The organism is Chryseobacterium sp. SIMBA_038, assembly GCF_046535115.1.
Lineage (GTDB): Bacteria > Bacteroidota > Bacteroidia > Flavobacteriales > Weeksellaceae > Chryseobacterium.
Map to the genome: position 1 here is coordinate 54,783 of NZ_JAWRXH010000006.1, position 16,887 is coordinate 71,669.

Annotated in this window: 12 protein-coding genes; 4 read left to right on the plus strand and 8 right to left on the minus strand. The window is 33.6% G+C overall.

The genetic code is table 11. The features are described from left to right. Nucleotides 1–301: 301 nt before the first annotated feature. The 5 genes from SB689_RS16545 to SB689_RS16565 all read right to left on the minus strand — a co-directional run bounded on the left by SB689_RS16545 (nucleotide 302) and on the right by SB689_RS16565 (nucleotide 8,095). Nucleotides 302–1,708, minus strand: a complete 1,407-nt coding sequence (locus SB689_RS16545; RefSeq protein WP_410693216.1) for an MFS transporter — start codon at nucleotides 1,706–1,708, stop codon at nucleotides 302–304. A 205-nt stretch (nucleotides 1,709–1,913) separates the two neighbouring features. After that, nucleotides 1,914–2,726 carry a hypothetical protein gene (locus tag SB689_RS16550; protein ID WP_410693217.1) on the minus strand — a complete coding sequence of 271 codons (813 nt, stop codon included), beginning with the start codon at nucleotides 2,724–2,726 and terminating at the stop codon, nucleotides 1,914–1,916. A gap of 263 nt (nucleotides 2,727–2,989) precedes the next feature. Continuing rightward, on the minus strand, nucleotides 2,990–4,660 hold the full coding sequence (asnB, locus tag SB689_RS16555; RefSeq protein ID WP_410693218.1) for an asparagine synthase B: 1,671 nt from the start codon (nucleotides 4,658–4,660) through the stop codon (nucleotides 2,990–2,992). A 319-nt stretch (nucleotides 4,661–4,979) separates the two neighbouring features. After that, the gene (locus tag SB689_RS16560; protein WP_410693219.1) at nucleotides 4,980–6,647 is read right to left on the minus strand and encodes a GLPGLI family protein; all 1,668 of its coding nucleotides are present in this window, start codon (nucleotides 6,645–6,647) and stop codon (nucleotides 4,980–4,982) included. 242 nt (nucleotides 6,648–6,889) lie between these two features. Beyond that, nucleotides 6,890–8,095, minus strand: a complete 1,206-nt coding sequence (locus SB689_RS16565) for an RsmB/NOP family class I SAM-dependent RNA methyltransferase (protein ID WP_410693220.1) — start codon at nucleotides 8,093–8,095, stop codon at nucleotides 6,890–6,892. 171 nt (nucleotides 8,096–8,266) lie between these two features. On the opposite strand from SB689_RS16565, the gene SB689_RS16570 reads away from it, so the two are divergent. Further along, nucleotides 8,267–8,611, plus strand: a complete 345-nt coding sequence (locus SB689_RS16570; RefSeq protein WP_410693221.1) for a zinc ribbon domain-containing protein YjdM — start codon at nucleotides 8,267–8,269, stop codon at nucleotides 8,609–8,611. 496 nt (nucleotides 8,612–9,107) lie between these two features. Here the strand turns inward: SB689_RS16570 and SB689_RS16575 are convergent, their stop codons facing one another. Further along, nucleotides 9,108–10,043: a sulfate/molybdate ABC transporter ATP-binding protein gene (locus SB689_RS16575; protein WP_410693222.1), complete on the minus strand. Its 936-nt coding sequence runs from the start codon at nucleotides 10,041–10,043 to the stop codon at nucleotides 9,108–9,110. 75 nt (nucleotides 10,044–10,118) lie between these two features. On the opposite strand from SB689_RS16575, the gene SB689_RS16580 reads away from it, so the two are divergent. Together SB689_RS16580 and pheS are read left to right on the plus strand one after the other, a co-directional pair. Beyond that, nucleotides 10,119–10,778 (plus strand): YceI family protein, encoded by a 660-nt coding sequence (locus SB689_RS16580; RefSeq protein ID WP_410693223.1) that lies wholly within the window; start codon nucleotides 10,119–10,121, stop codon nucleotides 10,776–10,778. 127 nt (nucleotides 10,779–10,905) lie between these two features. Further along, entirely contained in the window at nucleotides 10,906–11,916 is a 1,011-nt protein-coding gene (gene pheS, locus SB689_RS16585) for a phenylalanine--tRNA ligase subunit alpha (RefSeq protein WP_054511197.1), read from the plus strand. A gap of 376 nt (nucleotides 11,917–12,292) precedes the next feature. Here the strand turns inward: pheS and SB689_RS16590 are convergent, their stop codons facing one another. Beyond that, nucleotides 12,293–14,725 carry a DUF5916 domain-containing protein gene (locus tag SB689_RS16590; RefSeq protein WP_410693224.1) on the minus strand — a complete coding sequence of 811 codons (2,433 nt, stop codon included), beginning with the start codon at nucleotides 14,723–14,725 and terminating at the stop codon, nucleotides 12,293–12,295. Nucleotides 14,726–14,842: 117 nt separating this feature from the next. Beyond that, nucleotides 14,843–15,613, minus strand: coding sequence for a DUF3108 domain-containing protein (locus tag SB689_RS16595; protein ID WP_410693225.1), 771 nt, complete (start codon nucleotides 15,611–15,613; stop codon nucleotides 14,843–14,845). 157 nt (nucleotides 15,614–15,770) lie between these two features. Between SB689_RS16595 and SB689_RS16600 the strand changes: the two genes are divergently transcribed. Continuing rightward, nucleotides 15,771–16,826 carry an NAD(P)/FAD-dependent oxidoreductase gene (locus tag SB689_RS16600; RefSeq protein ID WP_410693227.1) on the plus strand — a complete coding sequence of 352 codons (1,056 nt, stop codon included), beginning with the start codon at nucleotides 15,771–15,773 and terminating at the stop codon, nucleotides 16,824–16,826. Nucleotides 16,827–16,887: the final 61 nt, after the last annotated feature.

Below are 16,887 nucleotides of genomic sequence, written 5' to 3' on the forward strand. Positions count from 1 at the left end.
AATCAGATGCATTGATGTGTGATAAGTAGTTGGCTTGTTCTGAAGTTAAGAGATGCGAAAATGGGAGATGTTGAAATATCATTTTTTTGTATTATGACAAACCTCACAGGTTTTCAAAACCTGTGAGGTTTATTGTGTGGAAAGATTCGAGTCTAGGTCCCTGTGGGATGACAAACTTTGCGGTTACTCGAAATGTCAAATACTGGGCAAATACCCTAGCCCCGATTGCAGCGAAAATCCTTTTTTGAAAAAAAAGATTGTAGCGGAAAGCGGGAAACAGCTTCAAAAAATATGTATAATTTTAATCTTCTTTTGATTTCATGTTTTTTCCGTCAGAGACATGAAGTCTTCTGAAAACAAGTCCGGAAATGATGGTTAAAATTCCGACAGTGAGAAATGTATATCGAAAAGCGTTGTGAATTTCTCCTTCGATTAAATCTGTATTTTCAAATAATTTTAAGACAATTAAACCAAATGCGATCCCAAAACCAATCGCAAGTTGTTGATTGACGGATATTAATGAGTTTCCGCTGCTTGTTTGGAAATTTCGCAAATCTGCAATGGAAATGGTGTTCATTGAGGTAAATTGAATCGAATTGAAAAATCCCAAAACCGCAATAATCGGTACAAACCAATATAAAGAAGTGTGAATATTCGGAATGGCCAATAAGCAAATTAATGTTCCGATGATGAAAGTATTGACCATCAATGTTTTTCGATAACCGAAAGTATCTAAAATTTTAATGACATAAGATTTTCCAAACATGGCAGTTAAAGCCATCGGTGCGATAATCCAGCCGGAAGTTACCGCAGATTGTTTGTACGCAATCTGAATCATTAGCGGTAATAATAGTGGTATTGCACTAATTCCTACTCGCGTCGCCAAGTTCCCCACAACACCTACACGAAATGTTCTTACCTGAAAAAGATTTAACGGAAAAATAGGATTTCCACCTCTTTTTGCATGTCTGTAGTAATAATACATGAATAAAAATCCTAAAATAAACACGACTAAAACGGGCGTTGTATTTTGGAGATCTCCAAAAAGTTCTAATGAAATGGAAAGTAGGAGAGAGGCTGCTGCAAAGATTAAAAAGCCCTTTAAATCGAAATCGGGAGACTCAGATTTGTAGTTGGGCATGTATTTGACGCCTAAAATAATTCCGATGATACCGAACGGGATGTTAATTAAGAAAATCCAGTGCCATGAAAGATAATCTACCATGTAACCTCCAACCAACGGACCTAAAACAGGGCCAATTAGTGCAGGAATGATGGCGAAATTCATGGCTTTTAATAATTCATTTTTATCGAAAGTTTTAATTAAAGCTAATTTTCCGACGGGAGTCATTAAACTTCCTCCAACACCCTGAATTACTCGGGCAATCACCAAATGCGTAAGATTTTGAGAAATAGCACAAAAAAACGAACCCAAACTAAAAAGTACTAATGAAAAAATAAAAACTTTTCTCGTCCCAAAACGATCGGCCAAAAAACCGCTTGCCGGCATAAAAACCGCTAACGTAAGAACGTAACTAATGATTGCGTTCTGCATGTTAAGAGGAGATTCCTGCAGGTCTTTTGCGATGGAAGGCAGGGAAGTATTCAAAATTGTGGAATCCAGCATCTGCATGAAAATCGCAGTGGCAAGAATCAGTGGAAGGATTTTTTTTATGGATGTTTTGGGTTGTTCACTTACTTCTGACATATGATTTTTACTGAAAATGAAAACTTTCCAGATTTGTTTTAGTTCAAAGAATTGTTCTTTTTTAAAGCAATATTTATTCCTTAATGAGGTTTTTAAACAAAGATTTTATGTAAAATAATAAACTAAGTCTAGATTCCTTGGGAATGGCAAATTTAGAATTGATTTCAACAAAAAAGTCTTGCGATATTTCACAAGACTTTTTGATTTATTTTCTAGGCTTTTCTACTCCTTTCCACTCGTCACCAGCTTTTCTGTACTGGCTTAGTTCGTAAGTTTTGAAATCCGTTGTTTTGTATTCAATGTTATCAGTATTCTGTTCAAAAGGCATGATGTAGTAAAAATCTACATCTGTTTTATCTGTTTTAGTTCCTTTTTTAACTGAAGGTACATATTTAGAGAATTTGTAGCTTGGAAGATATTGCTTCACTCTTGCGTAGAAAGCTTTGTTTTCTTTCTCTTCAGGAATGATATCTACAATATTGAAATCATCTTTTTTCTTATTGATCCAAAGATAATAGGTTTTCTCTTCTTGAGTTTTTTTGTTCAAAGAGTTGAATGCAAATAATTCTTTAGGTACCAATTCCTTGATTTTTTCAGGATCTACTTTTGTGAAGTATTCTCCCTGAGAAGGATCAACATACGTCTCTAAGTTTAACATTAAGACATTGTTGTTCTCGAAATTTTTATTTTTAAAATATTGATTTAAAGATAATTCTGCTGTTGCTCTTAGTTCTTTACCTCTTGCATCCAGTTTTTTTGTTGGATTTTGAGGATTTACTTTTTTCACAAACTCATACAACACTTTAGGCTTAACATCCTTAAGGTGTGGATACGTTTTTAGCTGTTCAGCTTTTGCAAGCCAATAGAATTGTTGATAATAATCATCCTTTTCATTATCCTTTACGCTTTTGTATGTTAAAGCAAGTTTTTTTGAGTTAAGATATTTACCAAATTTACCCTGACCAAAGGTAAAAGTTATAGATAATAAAGCAAAAAAGATAGTAATGTTTCTTCTCATTTTTATAAAATTGATTTTTCGTTTTCCAAATATAATTATTTATTAGATAATATTTTTGATTGTCAGTTAAATTATATCAATTTATTATTAGTTTTTCAAAAGAAAATCCTGTATCGCTACAGGATTGATAAATTTTATTGTTAGGTAATAGGATTCAGGGCTTAGGAATTAGGTTTTTAGCTTACTGTTTTAAATTTTATTTTCCTAAACCCTAAACCCTAAACCCTAAACCCTAAACCCTAAACCCTAAACCCTAAACCCTCTTATTCATATGACGTTTCGTGAACTTTTACAGATCTTCCGCTTGGATCGTTCATTTTTTTGAAAGCTTCATCCCATTCCAAAGCAATTGGAGTTGAACATGCGATAGATGGAACAGATGGAACCGTGGCTGCAGCTGTTTCACTTGGGAAATGTTCTTCAAAAATTGTTCTGTAACGATATTCTTCTTTGTTTTGAGGAGTGTTTAAAGGGAATCTGAATTTTGCATTCGTCATCATTTCGTCAGAAACCTCTTTTTCTGCAACTTCTTTTAAAGTATCGATCCATGAATAGCCAACGCCGTCCGAGAACTGCTCTTTTTGTCTCCAGGCAATAGATTCAGGAAGTAAATCTTCAAAAGCCTTTCTTAAAACCCATTTTTCAATTTTTCCTTCGGCAACGTTGATCATTTTATCTTTTGGATTAACAGCCATTGCAATATCCATGAATTCTTTGTCTAAGAAAGGTACGCGACCTTCAATTCCCCAGCTCATCAACGCTTTATTGGCTCGCAGGCAATCGTAAAGGTGAAGTTTTCCTAATTTTCTTACCGTTTCATCATGGAATTCTTTTGCGTTCGGAGCTTTATGGAAATACAAATATCCACCGAATAATTCATCAGAACCTTCGCCGGAAAGCACCATTTTTATTCCCATTGATTTAATAACTCTTGCCAAAAGATACATCGGTGTAGAAGCTCTAATGGTTGTTACATCATAAGTTTCCAAGTGATAAATTACATCACGAACCGCATCCAGGCCTTCCTGAACAGTGAAATTAACTTCATGATGAATTGATCCGATATGTTCTGCAGCTTTTTTTGCAGCAATAAGATCGGGTGAGCCTACCAAACCAACAGCAAAACTGTGTAATCTTGGATACCAAGCTTCCTGAGTATCGCCACTTTCAATTCTTTGTCTTGCAAATTTTGCGGTAATTGCGGAAATAACAGAAGAATCCAAACCTCCTGAAAGAAGCACTCCGTAAGGAACATCACTCATTAACTGTCTGTGAACAGCATCTTCAAGTCCTTTTCTGATTTTTGAAATATCAGTTTCGTTATCTTTTACATTGTTAAAACTTTCCCAATCTCTTGTGTACCACTGTTGAAGTTCAGTTCCATCCGGGCTGAAAAGAAAATGTCCGGGTAAAAAAGTTTCAATAGTTTTACAAACTCCTTCCAAAGCTTTTAGTTCAGAAGCTACATAATAGTTTCCGTTTTTGTCCCAACCTTGATATAATGGACAGATTCCCATATGATCACGGGCGATCAGATAAACATCATTTTCTATGTCATAAAGAGCAAAAGCGAAAATTCCATTTAGTTTTTCGATGAAATTTTTTCCATATTTTCTATAAAGAGCTAAAATAACTTCGCAATCTGACTGAGTTTGAAATTCATAATCAGGAAATTCTTCCTTTAATTCTCTATGGTTATAAATCTCTCCGTTTACTGCTAAAACAACATTTCCGTCTTTTGTAAATAAAGGCTGCTTTCCTGAAGTAGGATCTACAATAGCAAGTCTTTCGTGAGAGAAAACTACTTTTTCATTTTGAAATACGCCACTCCAGTCCGGACCTCTGTGACGAATTTTTTTTGACATTTCTAAAACTTGAGGTCTTAATATTTCGGTTTTTTGTTTTGCATCAAACAAACATACGATTCCACACATTTTTTATCATTTATTTAAAGCAAAAATAGAATTGTAATTTAAAAATAACAACAAAAAATACATAAATGTGAAAAACTTTAACTTAATAAATTGTTTAACGGTAAAATATTAATTAAATATACTAGTTATGGCGATTTTGATTAATATTTTTCACATCTACATATTAATTCATTATTACATACGAAATAAAAATGAAATATTTATTAATCTATGTTAATTAATTATACGAATTTTTGCCCTTACTTTGTGGCTCGAAATAATTTTTTTTCATCATTTGTGTTTTTACCTTCTTGCAATCCCATTGCAAGAAGGTTTTGTTTTATTGGGATCCTAGTAAAACGCCTGATACATTCCACGAACTGAAACTTGTTCCTTCCGTTGGTCCCTGAGGTATTTTTACCTGAATGGTATGCTTTCCTGCTTTTAAATCTCCAAGAGGAATAAAGTTTGGATTGGTAACCGTTCCCGGGCACCAGTTTGATCTGCTTAAGTCTGATGATGAAAGTCCGTCCGGGAAATTTCCGGATGCAGGATTGTAAAGACGGTAAGATCCGCAATCTGATCTCCATGGAACAAAAGAAAACGTCATTTTTCCGTCGAGGAAAATAGAATTGGCTTTAGGAACGAATTCGTCTCCGTTTTCCCAACCGCCGTGGCCTGTAGTTGTATATCTTAACTGTGCATTTTTCAAATCTTTTTGTAAAGTAAATTCTACAAAAAGTCCTTTATCGTTATTGAACATGGTGGAATAATCCTGTCCTGCCATTTCCATAATGTTGAGTGTATTGAAAAGTGGAATGACCGTGTTATTTTTATTCACAGCCTGATCGCTTTTGTGGATTGTTATTTCCAAACTCACTTTGTGACCACCTTTGTCATAATTACCAATAAAAGTACCGATCCAAAGTTCTTTTTCAGAGAGAGAAGGCTTCAGTTCTGTGATATCCTGACGATAAGGTGTAATTGTTTGCCACGTTTTTCCTTTTAACTCAAGATGATTGAATTTTTGAGTTCCGAAAGCTGTAAAAAATCTCATCATTTCGGTTGCAGGATTATAATTTTCAGTAGAAGTTATACCATAATACTGCTTTCCGTTGCCGTTGTCATAAAGAGGAAGTGTTTTTGCTCCTTTTTCTAATCCGTCAAAGAAAGATTGTGATTTATCCTGTGTAATAAAGAAAACAGTTCCGGTTCTGTCGTAAGCGTCGCCGTTGGACTGTTGCTTAAGTTCAGCAAAAATAAGTTCACCTTCTGAGATTTTTGGGAACTTAATTTTTTTAAGTATAATTGTTCCGTTGGCGAATCTTTTTATTTGTTCGTCTGATTTTGATTCATCAGAAAAATTAATGGTTTCGTTTTCAAAAACTTTTAAGGTCGTAAATCTGCTTTTCCAAAGAAGATCTTTATAGCCTAATAAATCCGTAGAATTTATGGAGCCTTTTAATAAAGTTTCAATATCTGTTTTCTTAACTTTTTTAATTGAATTGGCTGTTATCACAGAATTTTTATTACGCTCAACTTCCAACACCAATCCTAAGTTTTGACCTAAAGTTGACGGTCCACCTTTGATTTTTAAATCATTCGTATACCAAACTTCAATGGTGTTTGAATTGATTTTTGTAACCGCTTTCTTGCAATTATAACCTAGAATTTTTTTCGTTTCGTTTGTGAATTCAAAAGTTTGTTTTCCTACAGATTCTACATCAGAAGTTGAAATAATTTCGTTGGGCTTTAAAAATCCATAAGAAACAATAGTATTTGAAGGTTTTTCGATTTTCGTTATTTCAAAAGGATAATCGCTTTTTTGTTCTCTGATTTTATTATTTAATATAAAATTTTCCTTTTCATTAGCCCAAACTAAAGTCGGAGTTTGATCGGTCAATACTTTTCCGTTATACGAGCTTATGTATTGGATTTCATATGTTTGAGCAAACGTCAAACAAAATAAAAAGACAGTAAAAAAACTTGATAAAATTCTTTTGTACATAATAGAGTAGGTTTCTCACAAAGATAAAATTTAGTTAACATAATATCAACTTTGTGAATTTTGAAAATAGCTTTTGATGAATAGGTATGAAATGACAATGTGAAAGTTACATGTCAATAAAAAATATTAATTTTTTAAACAAATTTGTATGATTTTTATTTTTGAAATTTTAATTGAAAACAACAAAAAACTACTCCAAAAAATAGAGTAGTTAATGTATTTTGATAATGTTAAGCTAGTTTTTAAGCAAGTCTCTCGATCAAAGCCATGTAGAATCCGTCATAACCTTCGCTAGGCATTACTTTTTCTTCTTTAACCATTTTGAAATCTGCATTGTTTTTCAAGAATTCTTCAACTTGCAAGTTATTCTCAGAAGGTAGGATAGAGCATGTTGCGTAAACCATTTTTCCTCCTTTTTTAAGAATTTTAGAATAATCCTGAAGAATTTGCTGTTGTTCTTTTTTAATTCTATCGATAAAATCTTGGTCGATTTTCCACTTACTGTCAGGGTTTCTTTTCAAAACTCCCAGACCTGAACATGGCGCATCGATCAATAACCTGTCAGCTTTCTCGTGAAGACGTTTGATTACTTTATTGTCAGCGATCATACGCGTTTCAATGTTGTGAGCTCCGGCTCTTTTTGCACGACGTTTTAGCTCAGCTAATTTCCATTCGTAGATATCTAGAGCAATAATTTGTCCTTTATTACCCATCAAAGCAGCTAAATGAAGTGTTTTTCCACCTGCACCTGCACAAGCGTCAACAACTCTTTGTCCTTCTTTTACATCAAGGAAATATCCGATTTTTTGTGAAGTAGCATCCTGAACTTCAAATAATCCGTCTTTAAAAGCAGTTGTAAGAAAAACATTCTTTTTCTCTTCCAATTGTACTGCATCTGGATAATTTTTTACCGTGTAAGAAACAATATTATCAGATTCTAGGTCAGAAATAAGTTCTCTTGGTGTAGTTTTTAAAGCATTCGCTCTTAAAACGGTAGGAGCGCGCTCATTCAGAGCTTTCATTTCTTTTTCCCAAATTGGACCTAATTCTCTTTCCAATGTTTCAACCAACCATTCAGGAATAGAATGCTCAATTGCTTTGGTAGGAACAGTTCCTTTTTTAAGCTTAGTGGTGATATCAGCGATTTTTATTCCTTCAAATTCTTCAAATCTTTTATAATTTGTTTTGCTCCAAAGTAAATATGCGATGATTAGTTTGTAAATATTATCAGGTTTTACGCCTTCTCCCATATAATATTCCAGACGTTTTTTCCAACGGATGATATTATAGAAAATCTCAGAAACAACGGCTCTATCCTGGCTTCCCCATTTTCTGTGAGCTTTTAAAAGTCTTTCGATTACTTTATCGGCGTATTTATTTTTCTCGAAAAATGTTTCTTGTAAAGCATCGTGAATTCCGATCGCTAAGTTTCTGTGAATAAGTTCCATAAATTGCTTCTCCTGTTTTGAATCTGCAAAAATACGAAAATTATAAATGGTATTAGTTATGATTTATAAGTTATGAATTATGAGTTTTTCACGACACAATAACTTCCATCTCTCAACTTCAGCTTCCACCTGATTAATTATAAAATTTTACCTTTGCAAAAATTAAAAAATATGAGTGATACTGTACTTTGCCCGAAATGTGGTTCCGAATTTACCTATCCAAGCGATAACATGACGGTTTGTTCCCAATGTTTCTACGAATGGAATCCTGAAGAAGCAGCTTCTGAAGCTTCAAACGAAGGAAAAATCCTTGATGCTAACGGAAATGAATTACAAGACGGTGATTCTGTAGTTGTTGTTAAAGATCTTCCTGTAAAAGGAGCTCCAAAACCGGTAAAAGCAGGAACTAAAGTGAAAAATATTCGTTTAAGACCAGACAGCGACCATAATATTGATTGTAAAATTGATGGTTTCGGTTCAATGGCTTTGAAATCTGAATTTGTAAAGAAAGCTTAAGTTGGCTTAATAAATATAATAGGAATGCGTCTTTAGGGCGCATTTTTTATTGATAAAACACAAAAAAAGGAAAGAATTGGACAGTGTTATCTTTCGAAGACTTAATTGCAGAGTCTGCTAATGTCCGCCTAATGGATGAAAGAGAATTAACCAAAAATTTCCTTATGCTGTGGTACTACAAATCTAAGAAAAAGATTAATAGATTGTGATTTTTTTTATCCACAAATTGATAATAACTGTTAGTAAATGTGGTGATTATGTTTTTTAGAAGCTATTTCCCGCTATCCACTCATACTCCTCGCGCCAACGCCCCCAACTCCCAAACCCTTCAATTCTCCAACCCTTACTGCGGGGTAACCGTTGCTATCTGGGCTAGGGTGGTAGTCGTTTTTTCAATTTTTGTCATTGCGAGGAGCGAAGCGACGAAGCAATCTCTTAATAATCTTAACCTCTTAACAAAAAACTTAATGGTTAAATTTTAAAACAATCGGTATATTTAATCAAAAGAAATAGTAACCGGATTTTCCAACTTTCCATCAGTATAAACAATAAGCTCTTTATCTTTCATTTTCAACTTATTCCAATAATGATTTCCAGCAAATCGGCTTTCTAAAACCTCTGCTTCAAAACCATTTTCAGAAATTGTAACTTCTTTCGGATAATAAGAAAATTTAGAAAGTTTTAAATCTGAAATTTCACTTTCATTAAAAATATTCACTTCCCCAAAAAGCTTTGCAACATAAGAATTATAAGGATTTCTATACGTTTCTTCCGGACTTTCATTCTGAATTAATCTTCCTTCCTGAAGAATGACAATCTGGTCAAGCCAAGGCATAATATCCTGTAATTCGTGAGTCGAGATAATCAAAGAAATATTATGTTCTTTCACGTATCTGAACAGCTTTTCACGAAGTTCAATCTTTCTCGGAAAATCCAGATTACTGAAAGGTTCATCTAAAATTAAAAGCTTCGGAAGTACAGAAAGCGCTCTTGCAATAGCAACTCTTTGTTGTTGACCGCCACTAAGATATTTAGGTAAAATAGTTGCAAATTCTTCTAATCCAACAACTTCCAGAAGTTCGGTTACGGTTTCTTTTTTCTTTTTTAAATCAATATTAGAAATAAATTTACCCACATTATCCGCTACGGTAGAATAAGGCATCAGATCAAAATTCTGAGCTACAAATTTCATTTCAGCTTCACCGGGAACTAAGTTTCCTTTTGGCCCGAAAAGTTTGGTCTCGTTAAAAATAATTTCACCACTTTGCCAGTCGAGAAGTCCGTAAATCAGGTTTAATAATGTAGATTTTCCACAACCGCTTTCCCCCGCCAATGCGATGATCTTTCCCTCTTCAAACTTAATGTTGAGGTTCTGAAACAGCGGTTTGTCTTTGGTATGTGAGAAGTATAAATTGTTTATTTCTAATAGCATATTACAAATGTAACGATTTTAGGAAAAAATAAAATATTTTATTATATTTACAGGTAGAATAAAAATATATCAAAAATGAGAAAAAAACTGTTTTCGTTAGCTATTCCTGCTCTTTTTACTGCGGTTGTAGTGGTTTCTTGTAATAAAGACAAGCCTCTTACAAGTGAAAGTAATGAAGTTGCAACAACTAAGGATGGTAGCCAATTTACGTTGGATACTTTAAACAGTAAAGTGGAGTGGAAAGGATATAAAGTCTTTAAATCTGAAAATACTAGTCATTTCGGAACCATAAAGTTTGAAAGTGGTGATGTTACAGTAAAAGATGGTAAACTTGAAAGCGGAAAATTCGTTGCTGATATGAATTCTTTAACATCAGTTGATTTAAAAGACGATGCTGATCAGTTAGGAAAATTAAATGGTCATTTGAAAAGCGGAGATTTCTTCGAAGTAGAAAAATTTCCCACAGCTTCTTATGAAATTACAAAAGTTACTCCGGCTGCAGAAGGTGATTATAACACATTGTTAGATGGTAACTTAACCGTGAAAGGAATTACAAAACCAACTCAGTTTAAAGCCAATGTTTCTGTAAAAGATGGAGTAGTGAGCGTTGCAACTGAGCCTAAGGATATTAAAAGAGAAGAGTTTGGCGTGAAATTCCAGGCTCCTGCTGAAAACGGAGTCATCAAGGATGAGGTAACTCTTCAGATCAACGTTAAAGCTTTAGAAAAAAAATAATTTTTTTATTTAAGTGAAATAAGTGATTGAAGTCTGCCTCCGAAAAGAGGCAGATTTTTTTTGGTTCAAATAAATTATTAAACTTAAAAACCGTATTTTTGCAAAACATTTTTGAAAGTGTAGAATAATGATAGAAAAGATAGAAGAACTACTTGTTGAAGTAAACGGCTTTAATGCTACATCTAGAGAGGAGATAGAGAACTTCCGAATTAAGTACAATGGTAAAAAAGGTGTTCTGAATGATTTTTTTGAAAAATTTAAAGAAGTACCGAATGACCAGAAGAAAGAATTCGGACAGAAGATCAATACTCTAAAGCAAGCGGTTGCTGTAAAATTGGAAGATTTGAAAACATCGTCTGAATCTTCTATTATTTTAGAAAAAGAAGATCTTACAAGACCTGCTTTTCCATTGGATTTGGGCTCAAGACATCCAATTAATGTGGTGAAGAACAGAATTATCGAGATTTTTAAATCTATCGGATTTGCTGTTGCAGACGGACCGGAAATCGAAGACGACTGGCACAACTTTACAGCCCTTAATCTTCCTGAATACCATCCGGCAAGAGACATGCAGGATACTTTCTTTATCGAGCAAAATCCAGATCTTTTGTTGAGAACGCATACTTCTTCTGTACAGATTCGTTACATGGAAGAAAATCAGCCGCCGATCAGAATTTTATCTCCGGGAAGAGTATTCAGAAATGAAGCAATTTCTTCACGTTCGCACTGTATTTTCCACCAGATTGAAGGTTTATATATTGATGAGAATGTAAGTTTTGCAGATATGAAGCAAACGATCCAGTTCTTTACGACTGAACTTTTCGGTAAATCTAAAATCAGAATGAGACCGTCTTATTTCCCGTTCACTGAGCCAAGTGCTGAGATTGATGTATATTGGGGATTAAACTCTGAAACTGACTACAGAATTACAAAAGGAACAGGTTGGTTAGAAATCATGGGTTGTGGAATGGTAGATCCTGCCGTTTTGAAGAATGTAAATATTGATTCTGAGAAATATTCAGGATACGCATTTGGAATGGGTATTGAAAGAATTACGATGCTTCTTTACCAAATGAGCGATATCAGAATGTTCTTCGAAAATGATATCCGAACATTAGAACAGTTTAAAACTTTATAATAAAAATTAAACCTCCGACAACTTCGGAGGTTTTTTTATAGAAAAATATCTATAACCCAACCGATATATATCTACGCTATTTAAAACAATAATACACTTGATGTTGGTATCTTTGTATCAACAAAATGAGAAAAAAAAATTATTTTTTTGCACAAGTGAATGAAAACAAAACCTCCGAAAATTTCCGGAGGTTTTTTGTTTTTAATTACTGACCTTAGAAACAAAACGTAATTAAAAACTGATTATTGAAAAACTTATACAGTACTTATTATTCTTAAAAGATGCTTCAACGCAGCTCCACATGACATTGGTTCGGAATAATACATAATTAAACAGCTTGTATTAAAGATGATATTAAGCCTGTTGAAGCATCAATCTAACTTTTCATATTCTTCTTTTTCGTCCAGGTTTTTACTCGATTATAGTCTAAAAAGTAGGTCAGCTTTAACGAAAAATTATTCACCATTGGTTCGCTGAAGAGTGTATCATAATTTTTCCCCACATTTAATCTTGAGATTTCAAGATAATTTGAAGTTGCATTTCTATATAATAATGTCAATTGGCTTCCCGGCGCAAACCACCACGAAAATCTTAAATCTACATTCCAGGCATTGTAAGTTCCATCAAGATTTTTGGTGAAATTGTTGATTTCGGCTAAACTTCCGTCTTGATTTAAAGTATAAAAGTTTTTATAGGTAACATCTGAAAAATAATGTCTGAAAGTCAACGTTAAAGCCATTTTTTCATTAAAAGTATATTTTGAGGTTAAAGCATTTTCGTACGTATTTCTTTGTCTTCTTCCAATGAAAATATCTGTGTCACTTTTTCCTGCAAAACCTGTTTCATTGTTACTGAAACTTGGATTAAAACTCCAGTTTACATTAAATTTATCCGAAAATCTGTAACGCAATCCGAAATTAGTGAAAACCTGATTTCTTCCTTTTTCATCAAATGCGTAATAATCCACTGTAAAATTATACTGCAATTTTTTTCTGCTGTCACTTTCAAACCAAACCCAAGAATCAAAATATCCGGGAATTTTGAGGTGTCTTCCAAATGTTCTCGGTTCGTAAATATCGTTTTGCCCGAAAGGAGTAAACTCAATACCGCCACCGAAAACTCTGAACTTTTTATCAGTAAAACTATTGTTGTTATTGAAAACAAAATTTGAGTTTAAGAATGGTTCAATTCGATGAAAATAATTTAGATTAAAATTCAAGTAAATATTGTTGAATTTCTCTGTCGGCTGTAAAATTCTGTAACCATACCAAGCATTATAATTCGCAAAATTGGTTTTGGTTGAAAATCCAAGATCATTGATGTCCCAATCTTTTGTTGTAGCATTTCCGTTTAATGAAAAACGGTGTTTTCCTGCAATTTTTTCAACTCCGGCTTCTGCGCGACTTCCAAATTTTGTTCCTTCATCCATCACCCAACTTCCCTTCAGACTTCCGAAAGTTTTATAGGTGTTTTTCTTGTTGATTAAATCCCAAAGAATCCCTGTAGAATTGGCATCCCGGAAATCTCCCTCTCTTGTTACATTGGTGTTCACAAGGGAAACTGATGAGTTTCCGTTGAATCTCTGATCAAAAACCAAGACGTTATAATTTGTCCACGGTTCTACAACTTCTTTTCTGGTTTCGCCCGTTTCATTATTTAAAATAGTGGCTTCCATTTTTTGAGTTATTCCATTAAAAAAGCCGATTCCCAAACCTTTTTTTGTTCTTCCTGAAATTTTAAAAGCATTGAACAATTTTACTTTTGCAGGATATTCTAAGACTTCCTCGTTTTCATTTGTTGTTGGATATCTTGAAGGCTCTCCACCGACTCTTCTTGAGTAAAACATTCCGCCTTTGCTGAACAATTCGGTTCCTTCAGTGAAAAAAGTTCTTTGCTCGGAAAATTGCTGCTCGAACGGACTTAAATTTAAAATAGAATTATCAAAATTAGCCTGTCCAAAGTCCGGAATTAAGGTCATATCAAAAGTGAAGGCATCATTAATTCCATATTTTACATCCATCCCACCATTGAAATTTGTTGTGGTTTTTCCGTCAAAACTATTGACGTAACTTGAAAAATAAGGTGTAAAAGACAATCTGGTAGGAGGATTAATATTTTCGATTCCTTGTAAAACTCCGTCAAAAAGTGTGTAAGAGTTTTTAGCATTATCTACAAAATTCCAGTCGTAAAAAGTTTTTGTCCGCTGAATTTTTCTAAACATATTCATTCCCCATTCCTGAACATTATTCTTTGGAAACCTCAATTCGGAGTAAGGTATTTTTATTTCAACTGCCCAGCCTTTATCGTTGATTTTTGCTCCACTGTACCAAATGGAATTCCAGGTATCATCTTCTCCGTCAGTCGTTAATTTTGCATCATATTGCACGCCTGCTGCGGTTACTACAAATTCCAGACTTTGCTGTTTGTCATTGTATCCATTTAATGCAAGCCCAAAAAAATCATCATTGCTTATTCCATCTCTTTCCGTTAATTCCTTTGCAATCTTTTTAGGAGTGGGATCGTACATTTGAGCAGCAAAATAAATTCCGGTATCATCATATAAAATTCTGACTTCGGTTTTTAAAGAATCTGGCTGAGGTTTTCCATTATTTGGATTTCTTTCAATAAAATTTGTTGCAATGGGAGCGTTTTGCCATTCTGCATCATCAAGAATTCCATCAATTTTTGGTGATGATGAGGTTTTTGTGATAATAATTTTTTTCCTTTCAATATGATCATCTTCTTTTTTCTGAGAATACGCTATCAATGAGTGAAATAGTAAACAAATGATCAGTAATTTAGTTCTCATGTTCTTAGTGTTATAAAATCAAGACAATCTAAAAAGAGAATTTATTACATCTAAAAACAAAAATGTCTGTAAAAAATTTTTACAGACATTTTCAAAATTAAAAAAACTAACTATATTTTATTTTGTGAATTTCAAAGGATATTTCACATTTTTAAAATCGTCAATACTGGCTTTTAAAGAGCCTACAGCCAATTCTGCCTTCAATAACATTGGGACATGATTCGCATCATTGGAAACCCACATTGTCACGCCTTCTTTTTCTTTGAAAACTCTTCCGCTTTTTACAGACGGAATAATTTTTAAACAGTTAATGGTACCGAATTTTGTTTTTAAATTCTCTGTTCCTGTTACTTTTAACTGGAAAGGAAACATTTCATCATCAATCCAAACGTTCATGTTGATTACTGTTCCGACTTTCAATTCAGCTGGGCTTTTGCTTCTTAAATAATAGAAACAGGAAAGCATATCCTGAACTCCTTTTACTGATTTTATGACTTTAGATCCGTTTGCAGGAGTTTTTTTATCAGTTAAAATTAAAGTTTGATTATCGTGATTGAAAACAGTTTCAAAATGCTGTGTATATCCACCTTCTTTTACGTTTCTTACATAGAAACTTGGAAGTCCGGTTTGTACGTTGATAAAACTTTCATACAAATCTTCTACTTTAAAAAATGCTTTTACAGCACCCGTTGTAGAGCCAGTTCCTTTTACATAAAGATGCGGAACTCCTTGATAAGTAGTTGTTTTTGTGGTTAAATTTGCGGTTCCGGCATTAAGAAAACCATAATGGATTCTCAAGGTTAAAGATTCGCCGTTTGCGATATTATCTATCTGAGCACTGCCCAAACAGAAAATGAATAAAGTTAAAATATTAAATATTTTCTTCATACTAAGAGCATTAACAAAAAGGTTGCCAAATTTAAAGTTTTTATTTTTTTAATGATATTTGATAAATCTCAGCTTTTTATTTAGACTGAATTAAATATGCTTAGCATTAAAATTAGTAAATTTGCAGCTATACTTATAATTAAATTATCTTATTATTATGATAACTACTGATATATTGATCATAGGAGCCGGACCAACTGGACTTTTTGCTGTTTTTGAAGCAGGTTTATTAAAAATGAAGTGTCACATCATCGATGCACTTCCTCAACCTGGAGGCCAATTGACTGAGCTTTATCCTAAAAAACCTATTTTCGATATTCCGGGGTATCCGTCGGTGAATGCAGGGGAATTAATTGATAATTTAATGGAGCAGATTAAGCAGTTTCAACCTGGTTTTACATTGGGAGAAACGGCTGTTTCTTATTCTAAAGTTGATGATGAGTGGTTTGAAGTTGTTACGAATAAAGGAACCGTTCACAGATGTAAAGCAATCGCAATTGCAGGTGGATTAGGAACTTTTGAGCCTAGAAAACCGGCATTTGAAAATATTGCTGATTATGAAGAAAAAGGTCTTGAATATTTCGTTAAAGAACCTGAACATTTCAGAAATAAAAAAGTAGTGATTGCCGGAGGTGGTGATTCTGCGCTGGATTGGAGTATTTTCTTGTCAAACGTAGCAAGTGAAGTTACTTTGATCCACAGAAGAAACGAATTCAGAGGAGCTTTGGATTCTGTAGAAAAAGTACAGGATCTTAAAAATCAAGGAAAGATCAAATTGATAACTCCAGCTGAAGTTACAGGAATTAAGGGAGACGGAAAAGTAGAATCGATCACTGTTGTAAAAGATGGTGAAGAAGCTTATGATCTTGAAACTGATTACTTTATTCCATTATTTGGATTGACTCCAAAATTAGGAGATATTTCTAAATGGGGCTTAAATATCGAGAAAAATGCAATCGTTGTTAACAATGCATTAGATTATCAAACAAATATCGATGGAATCTACGCAATTGGAGATATCAACACCTATCCGGGTAAATTGAAGTTGATTCTTTGTGGTTTCCACGAGGCAACGTTGATGTGTCAAAGTGTTTATAACAGACTAAATCCAGGTAAAAAATACGTCTTAAAATATACAACCGTAAGTGGAGTAGACGGGTTCGACGGAAGTCGTAAAGAAGCAGAAAAGGCCGTTGTGAAAAAAATTGATTAAATTTGTTGCCAGTTGACGGTTATTGGTTGTTAGTTAAAACGAACTTTTACCATCAACTAAA

What these genes read in the sequence shown, in the direction of transcription:
- SB689_RS16560 (WP_410693219.1), bottom strand. Translation starts at nt 6,647, where the DNA reads ATGTACAAAAGAATTTTATCAAGTTTTTTTACTGTCTTTTTATTTTGT.
- SB689_RS16570 (WP_410693221.1), top strand. Translation starts at nt 8,267, where the DNA reads ATGAGTGATACTGTACTTTGCCCGAAATGTGGTTCCGAATTTACCTAT.
- asnB (WP_410693218.1), bottom strand. Translation starts at nt 4,660, where the DNA reads ATGTGTGGAATCGTATGTTTGTTTGATGCAAAACAAAAAACCGAAATA.
- SB689_RS16600 (WP_410693227.1), top strand. Translation starts at nt 15,771, where the DNA reads ATGATAACTACTGATATATTGATCATAGGAGCCGGACCAACTGGACTT.
- pheS (WP_054511197.1), top strand. Translation starts at nt 10,906, where the DNA reads ATGATAGAAAAGATAGAAGAACTACTTGTTGAAGTAAACGGCTTTAAT.
- SB689_RS16545 (WP_410693216.1), bottom strand. Translation starts at nt 1,708, where the DNA reads ATGTCAGAAGTAAGTGAACAACCCAAAACATCCATAAAAAAAATCCTT.
- SB689_RS16590 (WP_410693224.1), bottom strand. Translation starts at nt 14,725, where the DNA reads ATGAGAACTAAATTACTGATCATTTGTTTACTATTTCACTCATTGATA.
- SB689_RS16565 (WP_410693220.1), bottom strand. Translation starts at nt 8,095, where the DNA reads ATGGAACTTATTCACAGAAACTTAGCGATCGGAATTCACGATGCTTTA.
- SB689_RS16550 (WP_410693217.1), bottom strand. Translation starts at nt 2,726, where the DNA reads ATGAGAAGAAACATTACTATCTTTTTTGCTTTATTATCTATAACTTTT.
- SB689_RS16575 (WP_410693222.1), bottom strand. Translation starts at nt 10,043, where the DNA reads ATGCTATTAGAAATAAACAATTTATACTTCTCACATACCAAAGACAAA.
- SB689_RS16580 (WP_410693223.1), top strand. Translation starts at nt 10,119, where the DNA reads ATGAGAAAAAAACTGTTTTCGTTAGCTATTCCTGCTCTTTTTACTGCG.
- SB689_RS16595 (WP_410693225.1), bottom strand. Translation starts at nt 15,613, where the DNA reads ATGAAGAAAATATTTAATATTTTAACTTTATTCATTTTCTGTTTGGGC.